Consider the following 14,960-nt stretch of genomic DNA (forward strand, 5'->3'; position numbering starts at 1 on the left):
TTATTGGGCATTGGTTATTCACAAATGACAAAGGACAAATGACAAAGGACAAAAACCAATGACCGATGAAAAAACTTTGCGATCACTACTCGTTGCGGTTGCCAATGGTAAAGTTACGCCAGATACGGCATTAGACTCACTCAAAGACTTAACTTATGAGTCTGTAGGTGAATTTGCCAAAATCGACCATCATCGCCAGCTAAGAACTGGTTTCCCAGAGGTGATTTGGGGGCCTGGTAAAACGCCCGAACAAATTGTTCAAATTATGGAGGTGATGCGCCTCCGCAATCCGGTGGTGATGGCAACTCGCATTGAACCAGCAGTTTATGCCGTACTGCAATCAAAAGTTAGCGGTTTGCGATATTACGATTCGGCGCGAATTTGTGCGATCGCTCCCCCTACCATCGAACCACAATTCCAGGGTGAAATAGGCATTCTTTCTGCTGGTACTGCCGATTTAGCTGTTGCTGAAGAAGCGGCTGTCACTGCCGAACTTTCTGGTTTTCGGATACAGCGCCTCTGGGATGTTGGTGTTGCGGGGATTCATCGTTTATTAAGCAACCGCCACCTGATTGAGTCGGCATCAGTATTAATTGTCGTGGCAGGGATGGAAGGCGCTTTACCCAGCGTTGTCGCTGGTTTAGCAAGTTGTCCGGTGATTGCTGTACCCACCAGCATCGGTTATGGGGCAAGTTTTGGCGGTTTAGCACCTTTATTGACAATGCTCAACTCTTGTGCTGCGGGAGTAGGCGTAGTAAATATCGATAATGGTTTTGGCGCAGCAGTACTGGCGGGGCAAATTTTGCGAACTGCCGAGAAATTGCGGTTGGCATCGGCTGAATCTTGAGTTAAGACATTAAAGTTATACCCAGTATTTCAGTAGATTATCAGTAATTTATGTAAAAAATAAACTGATAATTAAATTTGCCAGCCCCAACCTCTTAATTACCAAATATGAGCCATTACAGCGATTTGATATCTCAGTTATATTGGCACTTGCCTGTAAATTTGACGGCATTAGCACAAACAATTACCGATCCAAACGTCATGGGTCAGATGCAAAAAGCTTGGAGCCACTTTATACAGACAGGTCAAGTGTGGGCATTGTTGATTGGTGTAATCATTGGCTATATGATTCGGAATCTAACTAGCTACGGTTAAAGTAATTTTAGATTTTGGATTTTAGATTGATGATTAATCTAAAATCCAAAATTGATGCCCAATCCCTAGAGATTTATGACCAAAGAACAAACTTGGAGCCAGAGGTTTGAATCAGCATTGCATCCAGCGATCGCTCGTTTTAATGCCAGTATAGGTTTTGATATTGAATTAATAGAATACGATCTGACTGGTTCTCAAGCTCATGCCAAAATGCTAGCTCACACGGGCATTATCTCCTCAGAAGAAGGTGAGCAACTGGTTGCAGGTTTAGAACAAATTCGCCAAGAGTACCGCCAAGGTAAATTTCAGCCTGGTGTCGATGCTGAAGACGTACATTTTGCAGTTGAAAAACGACTGACAGAAATTGTCGGTGATGTGGGTAAAAAGCTGCATACAGCGCGATCGCGTAACGACCAAGTTGGTACTGATACTAGACTCTACCTGCGCGACCAAATCCAGCAAATCAAAAGTGAATTGCGAGAATTCCAAGGGGTTTTACTGGATATAGCCGAAAAACACGTTGAAACCTTGATCCCAGGCTATACTCACCTACAACGCGCCCAACCGGTAAGTTTGGCTCATCACCTTTTGGCATACTTTCAAATGGCCCAACGCGACTGGGAACGCTTAAAAGATGTTTCTCGCCGCGTCAATATCTCACCTTTAGGATGCGGTGCTTTGGCGGGAACCACTTTCCCCATTGATCGCCACTACACAGCCAAACTATTGGATTTTGACGATATTTATGCTAACAGCCTTGATGGAGTGAGCGATCGCGATTTTGCGATCGAATTCTTGTGTGCTGCTAGCTTGATTATGGTTCACCTCAGCCGCCTTGCAGAAGAAGTCATTCTTTGGTCATCTGAAGAATTCCGCTTTGTCACCCTTAAAGATAGCTGTGCCACAGGTTCTAGTATCATGCCCCAAAAGAAAAACCCTGATGTACCAGAATTGGTGCGGGGGAAAACAGGGCGTGTATTTGGTCATCTCCAGGCGATGTTAGTAATTATGAAGGGTCTACCCTTGGCATATAACAAAGACCTGCAAGAAGACAAAGAAGGTCTATTTGATAGCGTCAACACAGTCAAAGCCTCTCTAGAAGCAATGACGATTTTGCTCAGGGAGGGTTTAGAATTTCGTACCCAGCGTTTAGCAGAAGCTGTAACCGAAGATTTTTCCAACGCTACCGACGTAGCAGATTATCTTGCAGCACGGGGCGTTCCTTTCCGGGAAGCTTACAACCTTGTAGGTAAGGTGGTAAAGACTAGTATTGCCGCAGGTAAACTCCTAAAAGATTTGAAATTGGAAGAGTGGCAACAACTACATCCAGCATTTGCAGCAGATATTTACGAGGCGATATCCCCTCGTCAAGTTGTGGCCGCCCGCAACAGTCATGGTGGTACTGGCTTTTTACAGGTTAGTAAAGCACTCGTCACCGCCCGCGCTCAAATCGAGCAATAGGAGGAGCAGGAGAAGAAAAACTATTAATTATTGCCCAATTTCCAATTCCCAATTCCCAAAAATAAAGGCGTACATTTGTACGCCCTAAAAGATAAATAATCTAAATAAAAAGGCTTTAAGCAGATAGCTTAGTCAGTTTCAGCTGCTGTTGCTGCGCCTTCTTCTTCTTCACTCTTCGGTGGTCTTTGTTGGAACCTTCTCTGCATTCTTCCTGTGGTAGTTCGTTTACGAAACTTTCTGGCATATGCCTGGTTCCGTAGCGCCTTTTCTTTTTTCGGGTTACGGCGCTTGGCCATGTTCACCTCATTAATAAACAACAAAAGAGTAGCAACTAGGCATCACGTAGGCAATATTAGCTACCAATATTATTGATATACTTGTAGCCTAGTGCAGCAATCAATACACTTTAAACAGTGTACTAGTCTACCGTATTTTCCCTTGTTTTGTCAATAAAAATTTTAAATAGTCCCCACCAGGTAGACTAAAAATACCTTTTTTTTAGATTCAAATATGTTAGTTAGAGAGATGTAAATTACCTAACTAGTTATCGTTCTTAGAACAAACCAATAATTCGTCAGGCGGTTTGAAATTTTGTCCTTGCTACTTTATTCGCTATAAGAGGATGAATGAACAAGTCCTCTCGTTGGTAGCAAAACATTTCAGATCCCCCTAAATCCCCCGCTCAATTGGGGGACTTTGATTCCGGTTCCCCCCTTTTTAAGGGGGGCTAGGGGGGATCTCTAAGTGCCTAAAATCTACAGCCAAATACTTTTCAAACAACCTCTAAGACTAATAGTTGATTTTTGACGTGCGTTAGCGTAGCGTAACGCACCATCAGCTAAAGATAGAGGTGTGTTAAGGGGTGATTATGGTTGCAGAAAAACTAATAGGTAACTCACTATCTTCGGTGCCAAAATTTTCAGAACCTGGTGTCAGTGGTGGCACAGAAAAAACTTCTAAATAACTTGGTGTTGGTAAGAAACTAGCGAAAAGCGGACTAGAATAGTTTCCCTCCGATGTAGAATACCCAAAACCATCACGCGTTAACTGCTGAGTATTAAGACTAATTAAATTGTCAACATCAAAAGGTTCGTTTCCTGGGATTGGAGTCTCTACAGGTTGGAGACCAGTAATTGTTTCACCATTTCGTGTACCAGTAATTTCCAAAATCTGATAAAAACCCAAATCGTTAGGAGTATTATTAGTGGTAAAAGTACCAATTGCCTCTATACCAGTACCAGAATAATTCCATTTCCAAGTTAAAGCAGAGGCCGCTTCCATTGTACCGAAAACCAATCCAAATGTGATGGTGAGGACTATGGCAGATAGTAGAGCTAGATTTTTCATAGAGATTATTTGGGCGATCGCAGTTTTTGCCAAGGATTTTTGTATATTAAGCTTAATTATCAAGAATTTGGTCGCAATCTCAAGTGCGGCTTAATTACCTCTTCAGAATTCAGAATTTAGACTTAACTTATTCAGATTAATTTTTTGAAAGTTTGCTGAAAAAATATTAATGATAGCTGGTTTTAGCAAGGCTAATGTTATTTATAAATTGAAAAGTTTTTTAAATTAAAAATATCATGTATATATAAATACAGTGCTTCTATTGAAACTTGATGTTAAGATTAATAATATTCTACGTAAATCGTCAGAATAAAATCTCAAACCACAAACATTTTTGTATAAAACAAAACTCAACGAAAATTTTAGGAGTTGAGTTATGTAAGTGGTAGAGAAATATAGAATACAACATATAAATTTTGAAGATTGAACGTTATTGCTTTTTTTCCGGCAGCAGTCAAGTCCACACGTAGCTTATGGCGTATTGGACAAACAGTATTGGGTATTATATTTCGTCATCCCATTACTGGCACTAGTATCATCCCAATTTTACCCGATGGTCGAATAGTACTGATCCGACGGCGCGATGATGGTCTTTGGGCATTACCTGGAGGCATAGTGGATTGGGGAGAAGATATTCCCAACACAGTCCGCCGGGAATTGGTGGAGGAAACCGGGCTAGAATTGCTGAAAATAAACCGTTTGGTAGGAGTTTACTCCGCACCAGACCGCGATCCCAGAATCCACTCAATTTGTATTGCGGTTGAAGCCGAGGTACATGGGACAATGGAAATTCAGGATACTTTAGAAGTCATGGAAATCCAAGCTTTCTCTCCCAATTTGTTACCTTCAGGACAGATGTCTCATGACCATACTCGGCAGTTGCAAGACTACTTGAATGGCTTGACAACATTGGCATAATAATATTTTGTCATTAGTTATTTGTCATTTGTCATTTGTTATTTGCCGCCAAGGTTCTGATTTAAGAAAGCCTTTCTTCTCTACAAGAGGCTGCGCCAACAAGACGTTACGCGAATGACTCAGACTTCTCTGTTTATAATTTGCCCAAAACTAATGACCAATAACCAATGACAAATGACGAATAACCAATAACCAATGACCAATGACTAATCTAAATTAAAATGGATACACTATTCCGTAACTCCCGGATAAAGCTCTCTCAAGGGCTAATATTTTGGCGTGAAGTCGGTGAAAAAACTCCTATAATTTTTTTACATGGTGCTTGGAATGAGAGCAGTCAATGGTTGTCTGTGATGGAGTCCCTTGCACAAGATTTTCATTGCTTCGCACCTGATTTGTTAGGGTTTGGTGAGTCAGAAAATCCGAATATCCATCATTCGATAGATTTACAAGTGGAGTGCTTGGCAGAATTTTTGCAAGCTGTGAAGCTAGAAAAAGTATATTTAGTCGGGCATTCTCTTGGGGGTTGGATTGCTGCTAGCTATGCTTTAAAGTATCCAGAGAAAGTTGCTGGTTTGGTGCTGGTTGCACCAGAGGGTGTAGAGATAGCTGGACTTGAAGAGTATTGCCGAAAGATGCGGCGACTATTGAATTATCCACCACTAATAGTTAAATTGTTGCGATCGCTAATTCCTTTAACTAAAATGCTGGGTTGGCATGAAAAAATTGCCCAAGACTTGCAGCTGCGTCAGTCGTTATTGCCCTATCCTATAGGTTGTCAGTTACTTTTCAAACGGCGACAAATAGAAATTGATGCAGAATTAGTGCAAAAGCGGCTTTATATGATAGATGTGCCGGTTTTTATTCTACAAGGTGGCCAAGATACACCAGATGCTTTAGCCAAAAGTAGAGTTTATGCTCAACTGATGCCGAAAGTTGAATTGAAAATGATTTCCCATGCCGGAAACGACTTACCAGAATCTTGTGCTGGGGTTGTGGCGGTTGAGATTCAGGAGTTTCTTAAAGGAAATTAGTAATTGGGGAAAAGTGGGTTTATAAAACTTATATTTATAAACAAACGTGTTTTTTGCTGGATAAAAAAAACCAAGTTCATAATTTTGGATAAAGTCGAGCTAAGGGAGGGGTGGGAGGATCAAAAAGTGCCTAAAATTACAGCTAACCACTTTTAAAACATGTTCTAAACTAATCTAAATACATTCCCCAAAAAATTAAATTTGGTTCTACAATCAAAATTGCTGTAATCTCAGGATATAAAGCTTGCAAATAGTTAATTAGCACAGTCCGATCGCCCCCTTTAATCGCAATCTTCCCATGAGGAAATAATTGCAACCACGCTTCAATAAAATCTTTAATCCCAGCTATTAAAGTGTAAATAACTCCACTTTGAATAGCTTCTTTCGTATTAAGAGCAAAACGCAGTGGCAAAGGCGAAAAAGTTTGCGTTTCTACTAATGGTAATTGTCCTGTTTGTTGATCGAGAGTTGTAAATTGTAAGCCTAATCCCGGCAAAATTGCCCCTCCAACTAGACACTCATTAGCATCCGCAGCCGTAAAAGTTAGCGCTGTCCCAGCATCAATTACCAACATGGGAAAACCCCACATTTTCCCCGCACCCCACAAAGCTAAGGCGCGGTCAATTCCTAGTGTGGGATAAACACCTTTTAGTGGTACTTGGTCTAATGTAATAACATGAGTATTTGGGTAAGTTTGCCAAATAGCAGTTTGGCTGGGAACTACGGAGGCGACGAAGAGAGGGCAAAGGGGCAGAGTATTTGTGAAAAATTCACCTTGTGGAAAAATTTTTTTTAGTAAATCATTCAGGGTTTGATATTCAGCCAACTGTTGTATAACAGATTCAGGAAGATAGTCAGTGTCCCAAGCTGAATAAAGCGTCTCACCAATAAACAACGCCCAATGCAGTCGGGAATTACCAATTTCCAACCCTAGCCAAATTTCCTCTATGTGCCTCTGCGGTTTCACACTTTTAACTTTTTTAAGTCAGTTATATACTTTTTAATAAAAATTAACATTCAAGCCGTGTAACAATAAACATAGAGGAACAAATACTCATTGTATCAAGGAGGGAGTTATGGTAGCGCTCACCGAAAAAACTGAAAAACGGCTCACCATACAGACTGTGGAAATCGGTCAAGAGACGACGGCTATTCGCTCTTTGGACTGGGATCGCGATCGCTTCGATATTGAGTTTGGTTTGCAAAACGGTACTACTTATAACTCGTTTCTCATCCGTGGAGAGCAGACTGCTTTAGTTGATACCTCTCACGAAAAGTTTCGTCAGCTATATTTTGATACGCTCACCGGACTAATCAAGCCAACAGATATTGATTATCTAATTATCAGCCACACTGAGCCAGACCATAGCGGTTTGGTTAAAGATTTGCTGCTTATGGCTCCAGAAATTACCGTTGTCGGTTCTAAAGTAGCGATTCAGTTTCTTGAAGATTTCGTACATCAGCCATTCAAACGGCGGATTGTAAAAAATGGCGGTCGCTTAGATTTGGGCAATGGTCATGAATTTGAATTTGTGATTGCCCCAAATTTACATTGGCCGGATACTATTTTCAGCTTCGACCACAAAACCAAAACTCTCTACACCTGCGACGCTTTTGGGTTGCACTATTGCTCAGATAGCACCTTTGATGAAGACTTGGCGGCGATTGAAGAAGATTTCCATTATTACTACGATTGCTTGATGGGGCCGAATGCTCGGTCAGTTTTGTCTGCCCTTAAACGCATGGCGGAACTGAAAACCATTAGTATGATTGCCACAGGACACGGTCCATTATTGTCTCACAATGTTGAGGAATTAGTTGGACGTTACCGCGCTTGGAGCAAAACGCAAGCCAAGCCAGAAACCATAATTGGGATATTTTACGTTTCCGAATACGGATATAGCGATCGCCTCGCACAAGCAATTGCTAATGGTATCGGTAAAACCGGTGTCGCCGTGGAAATTGTCGATTTGGGTTCTGAAGTCGATTTACAAGAACTGCGAGAACTAGTTGGCCGTTGTACAGGGCTGATCGTTGGTCTACCTCCGGCTTCTGGCGCTGCGAGTATTCAATCTGCACTCAGCACAGTTTTAGGATCTGCCAAAGAAAAGCAAGCCATCGGCGTGTTTGAAAGTGGCGGTGGCGATGATGAACCGATAGATCCTTTGGTGAGTAAATTCCGCAATCTGGGCTTGATTACAATTTTTCCAGCGATTCGGATTAAAGAAGCGCCTACAGAAAATACCTACAAGCTTTGTGAAGAAGCGGGTACAGACTTAGCTCAATGGGTAACACGCGATCGCAGCATCAAAGCCATGAAATCCCTCGGTGCTGACTTAGATAAAGCCCTTGGTAGACTTAGCGGCGGACTGTATATTATTACTGCCAAAAAAGGTGATGTATCCAGTGCTATGTTAGCCTCCTGGGTTGCTCAATCCAGCTTTAAACCCTTGGGATTTTCCATTGCAGTCGCCAAAGATCGGGCAATTGAATCACTTATGCAAGTAGGCGATCGCTTTGTTCTCAACGTCTTAGAAGAAGGCAATTTCCAACCACTCATGAAGCACTTTTTGAAACGCTTCGGCCCTGGCGCAGATCGCTTTCAAGGAGTGAGAACTCAGCCCGCCGAAAATGGTGCGCCTATCCTCAACGATGCCCTCGCCTACATGGAGTGCGAAGTCGTCAGTAGAATGGATTGCGGCGACCATTGGGCAGTATATAGCACTGTCTACGCCGGACGAGTTTCTAAACCCGATGCTTTAACTGCTGTGCATCATCGCAAAGTTGGAAATCACTATTAGGGACTGGGGACTAGGGACTAGGGACTAGGGACTAGGGACTAGGAACTGGGAAAAAGTTTTCCAAATACCCAGTACCCAGTACCCAGTACCCAGTACCCAGTACCCAGTACCCAGTACCCAGTACCCAATCCCCAATAAAGCTATGTCAACAAATAAACCCCGTGATGTTCAAGTTTATCCAATAGCGACAGATACAAAAATACTGCGATCGCGCAGTTGGTCAAGGCTCAGATTTGAAATTGAATATGCTCTTGCTAAGGGTACAACAGCTAATTCTTATTTAATCGAAAGCGATAAAACTGCTATCATTGACCCTCCAGGGGAAACGTTTACAGACATTTATTTAGAAGCCTTACAGCAACGTTTCCATCTGGAAGACTTAGATTATGTAATTTTGGGACACGTAAATCCTAACCGCGCTACAACTTTAAAAGCTTTATTAGAAATTGCTCCACAAATCACCTTTGTCTGTTCTAATCCAGGGGCGATAAATTTACGTAGTGCGCTGGAAAATCCAGATTTGCAAATTCTTGTCATGCGGGGTGAAGAAACCCTAGATTTGGGCAATGGGCATAATTTACAATTTATTCCCACCCCTAATCCCCGCTATGCAGATCAACTTTGCACCTACGATCCGCAAACAGAAGTTCTGTACACAGATAAGTTATTTGGGGCCCACGTTTGTGGAGATCAGGTATTTGATGAAGGCTGGGAAGTATATAACGAAGATCGGCGCTATTATTTTGATTGCCTCATGGCTCCCCATGCTCGTCAAGTAGAAACAGCGTTGGATAAACTAGCCGATTTTCCTGTGAGAATGTATGCCACTGGACACGGGCCTTTGGTGCGCTATGGCTTAATCGAATTGACCAAAGCTTATCGAGAATGGAGTCAACAGCAAACATCTGCTGACTTGACAGTGGCGTTAATTTATGCCTCAGCTTATGGAAATACAGCCACATTAGCCCAAGCGATCGCTCGTGGGATCACCAAAGCTGGTGTTGCTGTAGAATCGATAAACTGCGAATTTACTGAACCAGAAGAAATCCGAGCGGCGGTGGAAAAAGCCGGTGGTTTCATCATGGGTTCTCCTACCCTCGGCGGTCATGCACCTACACCGGTGCAAACAGCTTTAGGAATTGTATTATCCACCGCAACAAACAATAAACTTGCTGGTGTTTTTGGTTCCTTTGGCTGGAGTGGGGAAGCGGTTGATTTAATTGAAGGGAAATTAAAAGATGCTGGCTATCGGTTTGGTTTTGATGCCATTCGCGTAAAATTCAAACCCGACGATGCCACCTTACAATTGTGTGAAGAAGCTGGAACTGACTTTGCCCAAGCATTGAAAAAAGCTAGAAAAGTGCGATCGCAGAGCATTCCTGCTACTACTGTAGAACAAGCAGTTGGTCGCATTGTTGGTTCTCTGTGCGTTCTCACAGCCAAAGAAGGCGATCGCTCTAGTGCTATGTTAGCCTCTTGGGTGGCTCAAGCTAGCTTTAATCCCCCTGGTTTAACCATAGCTGTCGCTAAAGACCGAGCAGTAGAAACATTGACACACTCAGGAAACAAATTTGTCCTCAACATTCTCAAAGAAGGCAATCATTTGGGATTAATGAAGCACTTCCTCAAACCCTTCGGCCCAGGACAAGATCGATTTGCCGATGTCGCCGCAGAAGTTGCTGAAAACGGTTCTCCCATACTTACCGATGCCCTAGCATATCTGGAATGTTCCGTACAAAACCGGATGGAATCTGGCGACCATTGGCTGGTTTATGCAACTGTTGAGAATGGCAAAGTGCTAAATCAAGATGGTGTTACATCTGTGCATCATCGTAAGTCGGCAACTCATTATTAATTAACTTTGCATAGCTAATCGGATACGATCTGGTCATGGAATTCGAGTAGGATACAATCAAAAGCAGCCACAAATTTGAAGAAGCATGGTGTTAGCTTTGATGATGAACCGCACTCTATAAACGAGCAGCGAGAAATCATTATTGGTTACTCTCAACAAAATTTGTTGCTATTGATTTGCTTCACTGAGCGTTCCAATGCTATCCGTATCATCAGCGCCCGTCTAGCTACTCGAAAGGAACGTGAAGATTATGAACGAAACACCTTTTGAAAAATCGCAAAATTCTGACGACGGGCTTCAAGCTGAGTATTGCTTCGATTTCTTGGAAAGCCCCAAGGGCGTTGATTGAGTCAATGCCACAAGCCGCAAACGGCAAGACAGTCTAATAACCTCGTTGTATTGGACAGTTGCAAGCCCTCTTATCAAAGGGATAATCAACCCTAGCAAGTAGATGAAAGCAGACTACTTAGAGGAATCGCTACTCCGTGAGTTGGAGGAACGTTTGCTTCAACCCGATGTCCGAAAGTCAGCTAAGGATGTTATGGATTTACTTGCTGACGAGTTCATTGAGTTCGGAAGCTCAGGGCGTGTTTTTAATAAACAGCAAATTATCGAGAGCTTGCAAAATGAACCCATCGAACCCGTGACTCAAAGATCGATAACAGAATTCAAAACCTTAGTTTTGGCAACAGGGGTTATTTTAGTAACTTATCATATAGTCAGATATCTATCTGGCGAACAGCCTGTTCATTCACTGCGAAGTTCCATCTGGAAATTTAACAACGATCGATGGAAAATAATTTTTCATCAAGGGACTTTGGTTAGAGAATCATAGTGTAGTGCAGGTTTTGGATAAAAAAGGCTCAAGCATTTCTGCCTGAGCCTTTCTTAGATTCAACTAAATGATTTTCGCTTATTTAGCTTAGTAACGGCCACCACCGCCACCACCGCCACGGTTGTAGCCGCCGCCGCCACCGCCGCGATTACCACCACCAAAGGAACCACCTCTGTCTTCTCTGGGCTTGGCCTTATTCACTTTAAGGTCACGACCCAGCCATTCAGCACCATCAAGGGCTTCAATGGCTTTGGTTTCTTCATCTTCTGAACTCATTTCCACGAAAGCAAAGCCGCGTAAACGACCTGTTTCACGGTCAGTAGGTAGCTGAACGCGCTTTACAGAACCATATTCTGCAAAAACAGTACTCAGCGCATCTTGTGTAACATCATAGGAGAGGTTACCAACGTAAATTGACATTAAATGTCTCCAAAATCATAAGTTTGTAGAGATTTAGATTTCGGAGAGAAGTCTGTAATACCAAAAGGGAAAAGCCTGTCAATACTAAAAACAAACACTGTCGCCGAATTAATTCTCATTTCACCTCCCATGATTGCATAGCCATTCACTTTCAGGGAGGAAGTTTGATAAAATGTTATAAAAAGTTATATTGCCATTTAAGAGCTAGGTACCGTGTAGTTCTAAAATGGGTGAAGCTATAGCCGCCAGCCATAGCCACCCAATAAACTAACTCTCCACTCTCTTTTCTAAATATTGACCAATCATCAACTGCTCGCCAGCACGAGAGATAATGGTTTGTCTAGTGCGGTATTTGCTGCCAATTAGCTTTAACTCTTCCTCAAATACTGAGCCGTTGTATTCAGTTCGCAAACACAGTGTTTTCGGGTTGGAGAAATAATAATGGGCGGTGACTGGTTTAGATATGGCAAAACCGCGATCGCGATACAAGGTATTTCCCATCACCCCAAATATTGTTGAACCTTGCGATTCTTTCTTTGTCTTCAGCACGTCCGTACTTTCCCAGACAACTGCCGCACCACAAATTAAACTCCCTACATCAGATAAATCGTGCATCTGAGCTAGCTTTTGCAATTCATCACAACCCTGCTCTAGAAAATTGATTGTAACTATACTCTCTATCTCCTTAGTTTCTCCTTCGGGTAGCGTGTAGTAGCGTCGTTGCGATCGCCACTTACCTGCTGATTCATGGAAAAATTCGGAAATCTGAGATTCATCAGTGGTTTGTGCAATTTTGAACAGAGATGTCACGCCTTACCTTCCTCACCTAATGCAAATATATTTCTGGCAAAAAAGTTCATTCTTACCTGTTGTTATGTACTTATCGCCCTGTTTCTTGCCATATTACGCAAGGAGGCTAAGAAAAAATAGTGTTTTCCACTACATTATAGACATAAAAAAGCAATAAATCTTTAATATTCGTAATAAATAACAATATCTGTAACTATCAGTAGTTATAGTAAGAGCAAAAAAATATGTAAAACTAAGAATAATTATTTTAATATCGCTAATATTATGGTATTGAGATAAAAAGTTTCATATCTTGAGAAAAAACCAGGTTTCTCCTATAGGTAGATTCCAGAAAACAGACAAATCTTTATACTAAGTTTATAATTTATTAACTGCAAGAAGATTATCTACCTCTGCGTAAGAAGTAGAACGGTGAGAAATTTTGGACTTTTGTGGGAAAACAGTAGTTTTTAATCAAAAAAATTACTGTCAGACAGCTTATGAATTCTCGCCGTTTTTTGTTAATGATATCTCTCAAAATTACTTGGTAAAACACGGCTGTTTAACCCCAAAAGCTCCCCAATAGGAGAAAAACAAATGATTTTGGACATAAATAAGCCGCACAAACAGGTTAAAAGGAAAGATCCCGTAGTCGCTAACCAACTAATAAATATCCAGTTAAATTCAGTTGTAAAGACTGGGGTAGTGATGCCTGGGTTGAGCTGCGCCTACGCAGATTTAAAGAGTAGACTTCTTGCAAACAATACTTGTGCAACTGGTGGAAAAGCGAAAGGGAAAAACTATTTCCTTACCTCCGCTTCTGTAAGAAGTTTATTAATTTCCTGTTTGTTAGGTATAGGATTGCTGACGGTGAGTTGCGGTTCATCGCCCAAAGAATCAGCAGATGCACAATCTCAGAGTCCTGGAAGTAGCGAACGGAGTGGCGGAACGCCTGTAGATGTGGCGATCGCTCGAACTGACTTGCTACAAAAACAACCAGAATATACAGGTAATACAATACCCTTCCGCATCGTATCGCTGCGATCGCAAGTAGAAGGTCGCTTGTTGGCTTTGAACTTAGATGTGGGCGATACAGTAAAGCTTGGGCAAAACGTCGGGCAGTTGGATGATGCCATCCTTTCGACCGAATTAAAGCAAGCAGAAGCCGAACTAGCAGCCCTGAAATCAGAAGTAGCTAGGGCAAATAATCAGGTAAGTAATGCCCGTGCAGACGTTGAACGGGCGCGGTTAGAGGTTCTACAAGCTCAGGCAGATTCAGAACGGCAGCAGAAGTTGTTTAAAGCTGGAGCGATCGCTGAACAAACTGCCCAACAATCACGTACCCAGGCGCAAACAGCAGCCCAGGCACTGCGGGCAGCCCAAGAGCAAGTCCGTACAGAACAGCAAGCCGTCGCCGCCGCCCAAGGTAGAGTACTTGCCCAGCAAGCATTGGTTGCCCAAGCCAAAGAACGTAGGTCTTACACTCGGCTGACATCTCCGATCGCTGGCATAGTTACAGAAAAGGTGACAGAACCGGGCAATCTTCTACAAGCAGGTAATGAAGTCCTCAAAATTGGCGATTTTAACCGTGTAAAAGTTGTTGTGCAAGTTTCCGAATTAGAACTAGCACAAATTCAGGTTGGACAGTCTGTACAAGTTCGCTTAGATGCCTTTCCCGATCAAGGATTAATTGGGAGAGTTACCCGCATTTCTCCTGCTGCCGATGCCACCGCTCGATTAATACCTATAGAGGTTGTAATTCCCAACGCTCAAGGCAAAATTGGCAGTGGACTGCTAGCGCGAGTCAACTTTGAAAACCAGACTCAACAGCGCGTAGTCGTGCCACAAACAGCCATTCAAAAACAAGCAGCCAGTAATAACTCTAAGGGTATAGGGGAGACGCAAACAAATGTCCGGCAGGAATCTTCCGCGCCTAACACATCTGGTAGAGCAGAGGTAAAACCACAAGACCGAAGTGGGACAATATTTGTTGTCAAAGACGCAGAAGGCAAAACGAAGGTAACAACACGAGCCGTAATGTTGGGAGAAAGGGCTGATAGTAGAGTGGAAATTTTATCCGGTTTGCAAGCGGGAGAGCGCTATGTTGTTCGGAGTGGTAAACCGTTAAAAGAAGGTGACACTGTAAGTCTTTCAATTCTTTCAGAAAAGCAATAGTAGGGTGAGCAATAACAATTCAAAATTCAAAATGACGCTCTCTACGAGACGCTCTTGCTAGCTTGCTTAAGAGCAGGGGTACGCGGACTCGCTAAGGCTGCGCTAACAAAATTGAAAAGAGTTACATAAGGGGATTTAAACCCTTTAATTTGCAATAACCACCA

General features: G+C 42.5%; 15 protein-coding genes. 10 read left to right on the plus strand and 5 right to left on the minus strand.

Translation table 11 applies throughout. The features are described from left to right. Positions 1-58 precede the first annotated feature (58 nt). The 3 genes from larB (at position 59) to argH (ending at position 2,622) form a co-directional block, all read left to right on the plus strand. Positions 59-847: a nickel pincer cofactor biosynthesis protein LarB gene (gene larB, locus V7K42_RS21320; RefSeq protein WP_334919335.1), complete on the plus strand. Its 789-nt coding sequence runs from the start codon at positions 59-61 to the stop codon at positions 845-847. A gap of 107 nt (positions 848-954) precedes the next feature. Further along, the gene (locus tag V7K42_RS21325) at positions 955-1,161 is read left to right on the plus strand and encodes a hypothetical protein (protein WP_334919336.1); all 207 of its coding nucleotides are present in this window, start codon (positions 955-957) and stop codon (positions 1,159-1,161) included. A 75-nt stretch (positions 1,162-1,236) separates the two neighbouring features. Next, on the plus strand, positions 1,237-2,622 hold the full coding sequence (gene argH, locus V7K42_RS21330) for an argininosuccinate lyase (RefSeq protein WP_334919337.1): 1,386 nt from the start codon (positions 1,237-1,239) through the stop codon (positions 2,620-2,622). Positions 2,623-2,750: 128 nt separating this feature from the next. Here the strand turns inward: argH and V7K42_RS21335 are convergent, their stop codons facing one another. Further along, complete coding sequence (locus tag V7K42_RS21335; protein WP_322643767.1) at positions 2,751-2,918, minus strand: hypothetical protein; 168 nt, start codon at positions 2,916-2,918, stop codon at positions 2,751-2,753. Between the two features lie 559 nt (positions 2,919-3,477). Continuing rightward, positions 3,478-3,969, minus strand: a complete 492-nt coding sequence (locus V7K42_RS21340; RefSeq protein ID WP_334919338.1) for a PEP-CTERM sorting domain-containing protein — start codon at positions 3,967-3,969, stop codon at positions 3,478-3,480. Between the two features lie 423 nt (positions 3,970-4,392). On the opposite strand from V7K42_RS21340, the gene V7K42_RS21345 reads away from it, so the two are divergent. Beyond that, on the plus strand, positions 4,393-4,887 hold the full coding sequence (locus V7K42_RS21345) for an NUDIX hydrolase (protein WP_334919339.1): 495 nt from the start codon (positions 4,393-4,395) through the stop codon (positions 4,885-4,887). A 221-nt stretch (positions 4,888-5,108) separates the two neighbouring features. Beyond that, positions 5,109-5,921, plus strand: a complete 813-nt coding sequence (locus V7K42_RS21350) for an alpha/beta fold hydrolase (RefSeq protein WP_334919340.1) — start codon at positions 5,109-5,111, stop codon at positions 5,919-5,921. A gap of 169 nt (positions 5,922-6,090) precedes the next feature. On the opposite strand, the gene V7K42_RS21355 is transcribed toward V7K42_RS21350, so the two are convergent. After that, positions 6,091-6,888, minus strand: coding sequence for a pantothenate kinase (locus V7K42_RS21355; protein WP_334919341.1), 798 nt, complete (start codon positions 6,886-6,888; stop codon positions 6,091-6,093). Positions 6,889-6,997: 109 nt separating this feature from the next. On the opposite strand from V7K42_RS21355, the gene V7K42_RS21360 reads away from it, so the two are divergent. The 4 genes from V7K42_RS21360 (at position 6,998) to V7K42_RS21375 (ending at position 11,412) form a co-directional block, all read left to right on the plus strand. Further along, on the plus strand, positions 6,998-8,722 hold the full coding sequence (locus V7K42_RS21360) for a diflavin flavoprotein (RefSeq protein ID WP_334919342.1): 1,725 nt from the start codon (positions 6,998-7,000) through the stop codon (positions 8,720-8,722). 142 nt (positions 8,723-8,864) lie between these two features. Next, on the plus strand, positions 8,865-10,577 hold the full coding sequence (locus V7K42_RS21365; RefSeq protein ID WP_334919343.1) for a diflavin flavoprotein: 1,713 nt from the start codon (positions 8,865-8,867) through the stop codon (positions 10,575-10,577). Between the two features lie 51 nt (positions 10,578-10,628). Then, positions 10,629-10,847 carry a BrnT family toxin gene (locus tag V7K42_RS21370; protein WP_442938616.1) on the plus strand — a complete coding sequence of 73 codons (219 nt, stop codon included), beginning with the start codon at positions 10,629-10,631 and terminating at the stop codon, positions 10,845-10,847. A 181-nt stretch (positions 10,848-11,028) separates the two neighbouring features. After that, positions 11,029-11,412 (plus strand): nuclear transport factor 2 family protein, encoded by a 384-nt coding sequence (locus tag V7K42_RS21375; RefSeq protein WP_334919345.1) that lies wholly within the window; start codon positions 11,029-11,031, stop codon positions 11,410-11,412. 87 nt (positions 11,413-11,499) lie between these two features. Here the strand turns inward: V7K42_RS21375 and V7K42_RS21380 are convergent, their stop codons facing one another. Beyond that, on the minus strand, positions 11,500-11,832 hold the full coding sequence (locus tag V7K42_RS21380) for an RNA recognition motif domain-containing protein (protein ID WP_334919346.1): 333 nt from the start codon (positions 11,830-11,832) through the stop codon (positions 11,500-11,502). A 267-nt stretch (positions 11,833-12,099) separates the two neighbouring features. Further along, entirely contained in the window at positions 12,100-12,642 is a 543-nt protein-coding gene (locus V7K42_RS21385; RefSeq protein WP_334887018.1) for a phycobiliprotein lyase, read from the minus strand. Positions 12,643-13,218: 576 nt separating this feature from the next. Here V7K42_RS21385 and V7K42_RS21390 point away from each other — a divergent pair. After that, positions 13,219-14,796 (plus strand): efflux RND transporter periplasmic adaptor subunit, encoded by a 1,578-nt coding sequence (locus V7K42_RS21390; protein ID WP_334919347.1) that lies wholly within the window; start codon positions 13,219-13,221, stop codon positions 14,794-14,796. Positions 14,797-14,960: the final 164 nt, after the last annotated feature.

This window comes from Nostoc sp. (genome assembly GCF_036917455.1).
Classification (GTDB): Bacteria; Cyanobacteriota; Cyanobacteriia; order Cyanobacteriales; family Nostocaceae; genus Nostoc.

Excerpts from the sequence above, each read along its gene's own strand:
- larB (WP_334919335.1), top strand. The coding sequence starts at position 59 with ATGACCGATGAAAAAACTTTGCGATCACTACTCGTTGCGGTTGCCAAT.
- V7K42_RS21325 (WP_334919336.1), top strand. The coding sequence starts at position 955 with ATGAGCCATTACAGCGATTTGATATCTCAGTTATATTGGCACTTGCCT.
- argH (WP_334919337.1), top strand. The coding sequence starts at position 1,237 with ATGACCAAAGAACAAACTTGGAGCCAGAGGTTTGAATCAGCATTGCAT.
- V7K42_RS21335 (WP_322643767.1), bottom strand. The coding sequence starts at position 2,918 with ATGGCCAAGCGCCGTAACCCGAAAAAAGAAAAGGCGCTACGGAACCAG.
- V7K42_RS21340 (WP_334919338.1), bottom strand. The coding sequence starts at position 3,969 with ATGAAAAATCTAGCTCTACTATCTGCCATAGTCCTCACCATCACATTT.
- V7K42_RS21350 (WP_334919340.1), top strand. The coding sequence starts at position 5,109 with ATGGATACACTATTCCGTAACTCCCGGATAAAGCTCTCTCAAGGGCTA.
- V7K42_RS21360 (WP_334919342.1), top strand. The coding sequence starts at position 6,998 with ATGGTAGCGCTCACCGAAAAAACTGAAAAACGGCTCACCATACAGACT.
- V7K42_RS21365 (WP_334919343.1), top strand. The coding sequence starts at position 8,865 with ATGTCAACAAATAAACCCCGTGATGTTCAAGTTTATCCAATAGCGACA.
- V7K42_RS21375 (WP_334919345.1), top strand. The coding sequence starts at position 11,029 with ATGAAAGCAGACTACTTAGAGGAATCGCTACTCCGTGAGTTGGAGGAA.
- V7K42_RS21380 (WP_334919346.1), bottom strand. The coding sequence starts at position 11,832 with ATGTCAATTTACGTTGGTAACCTCTCCTATGATGTTACACAAGATGCG.
- V7K42_RS21390 (WP_334919347.1), top strand. The coding sequence starts at position 13,219 with ATGATTTTGGACATAAATAAGCCGCACAAACAGGTTAAAAGGAAAGAT.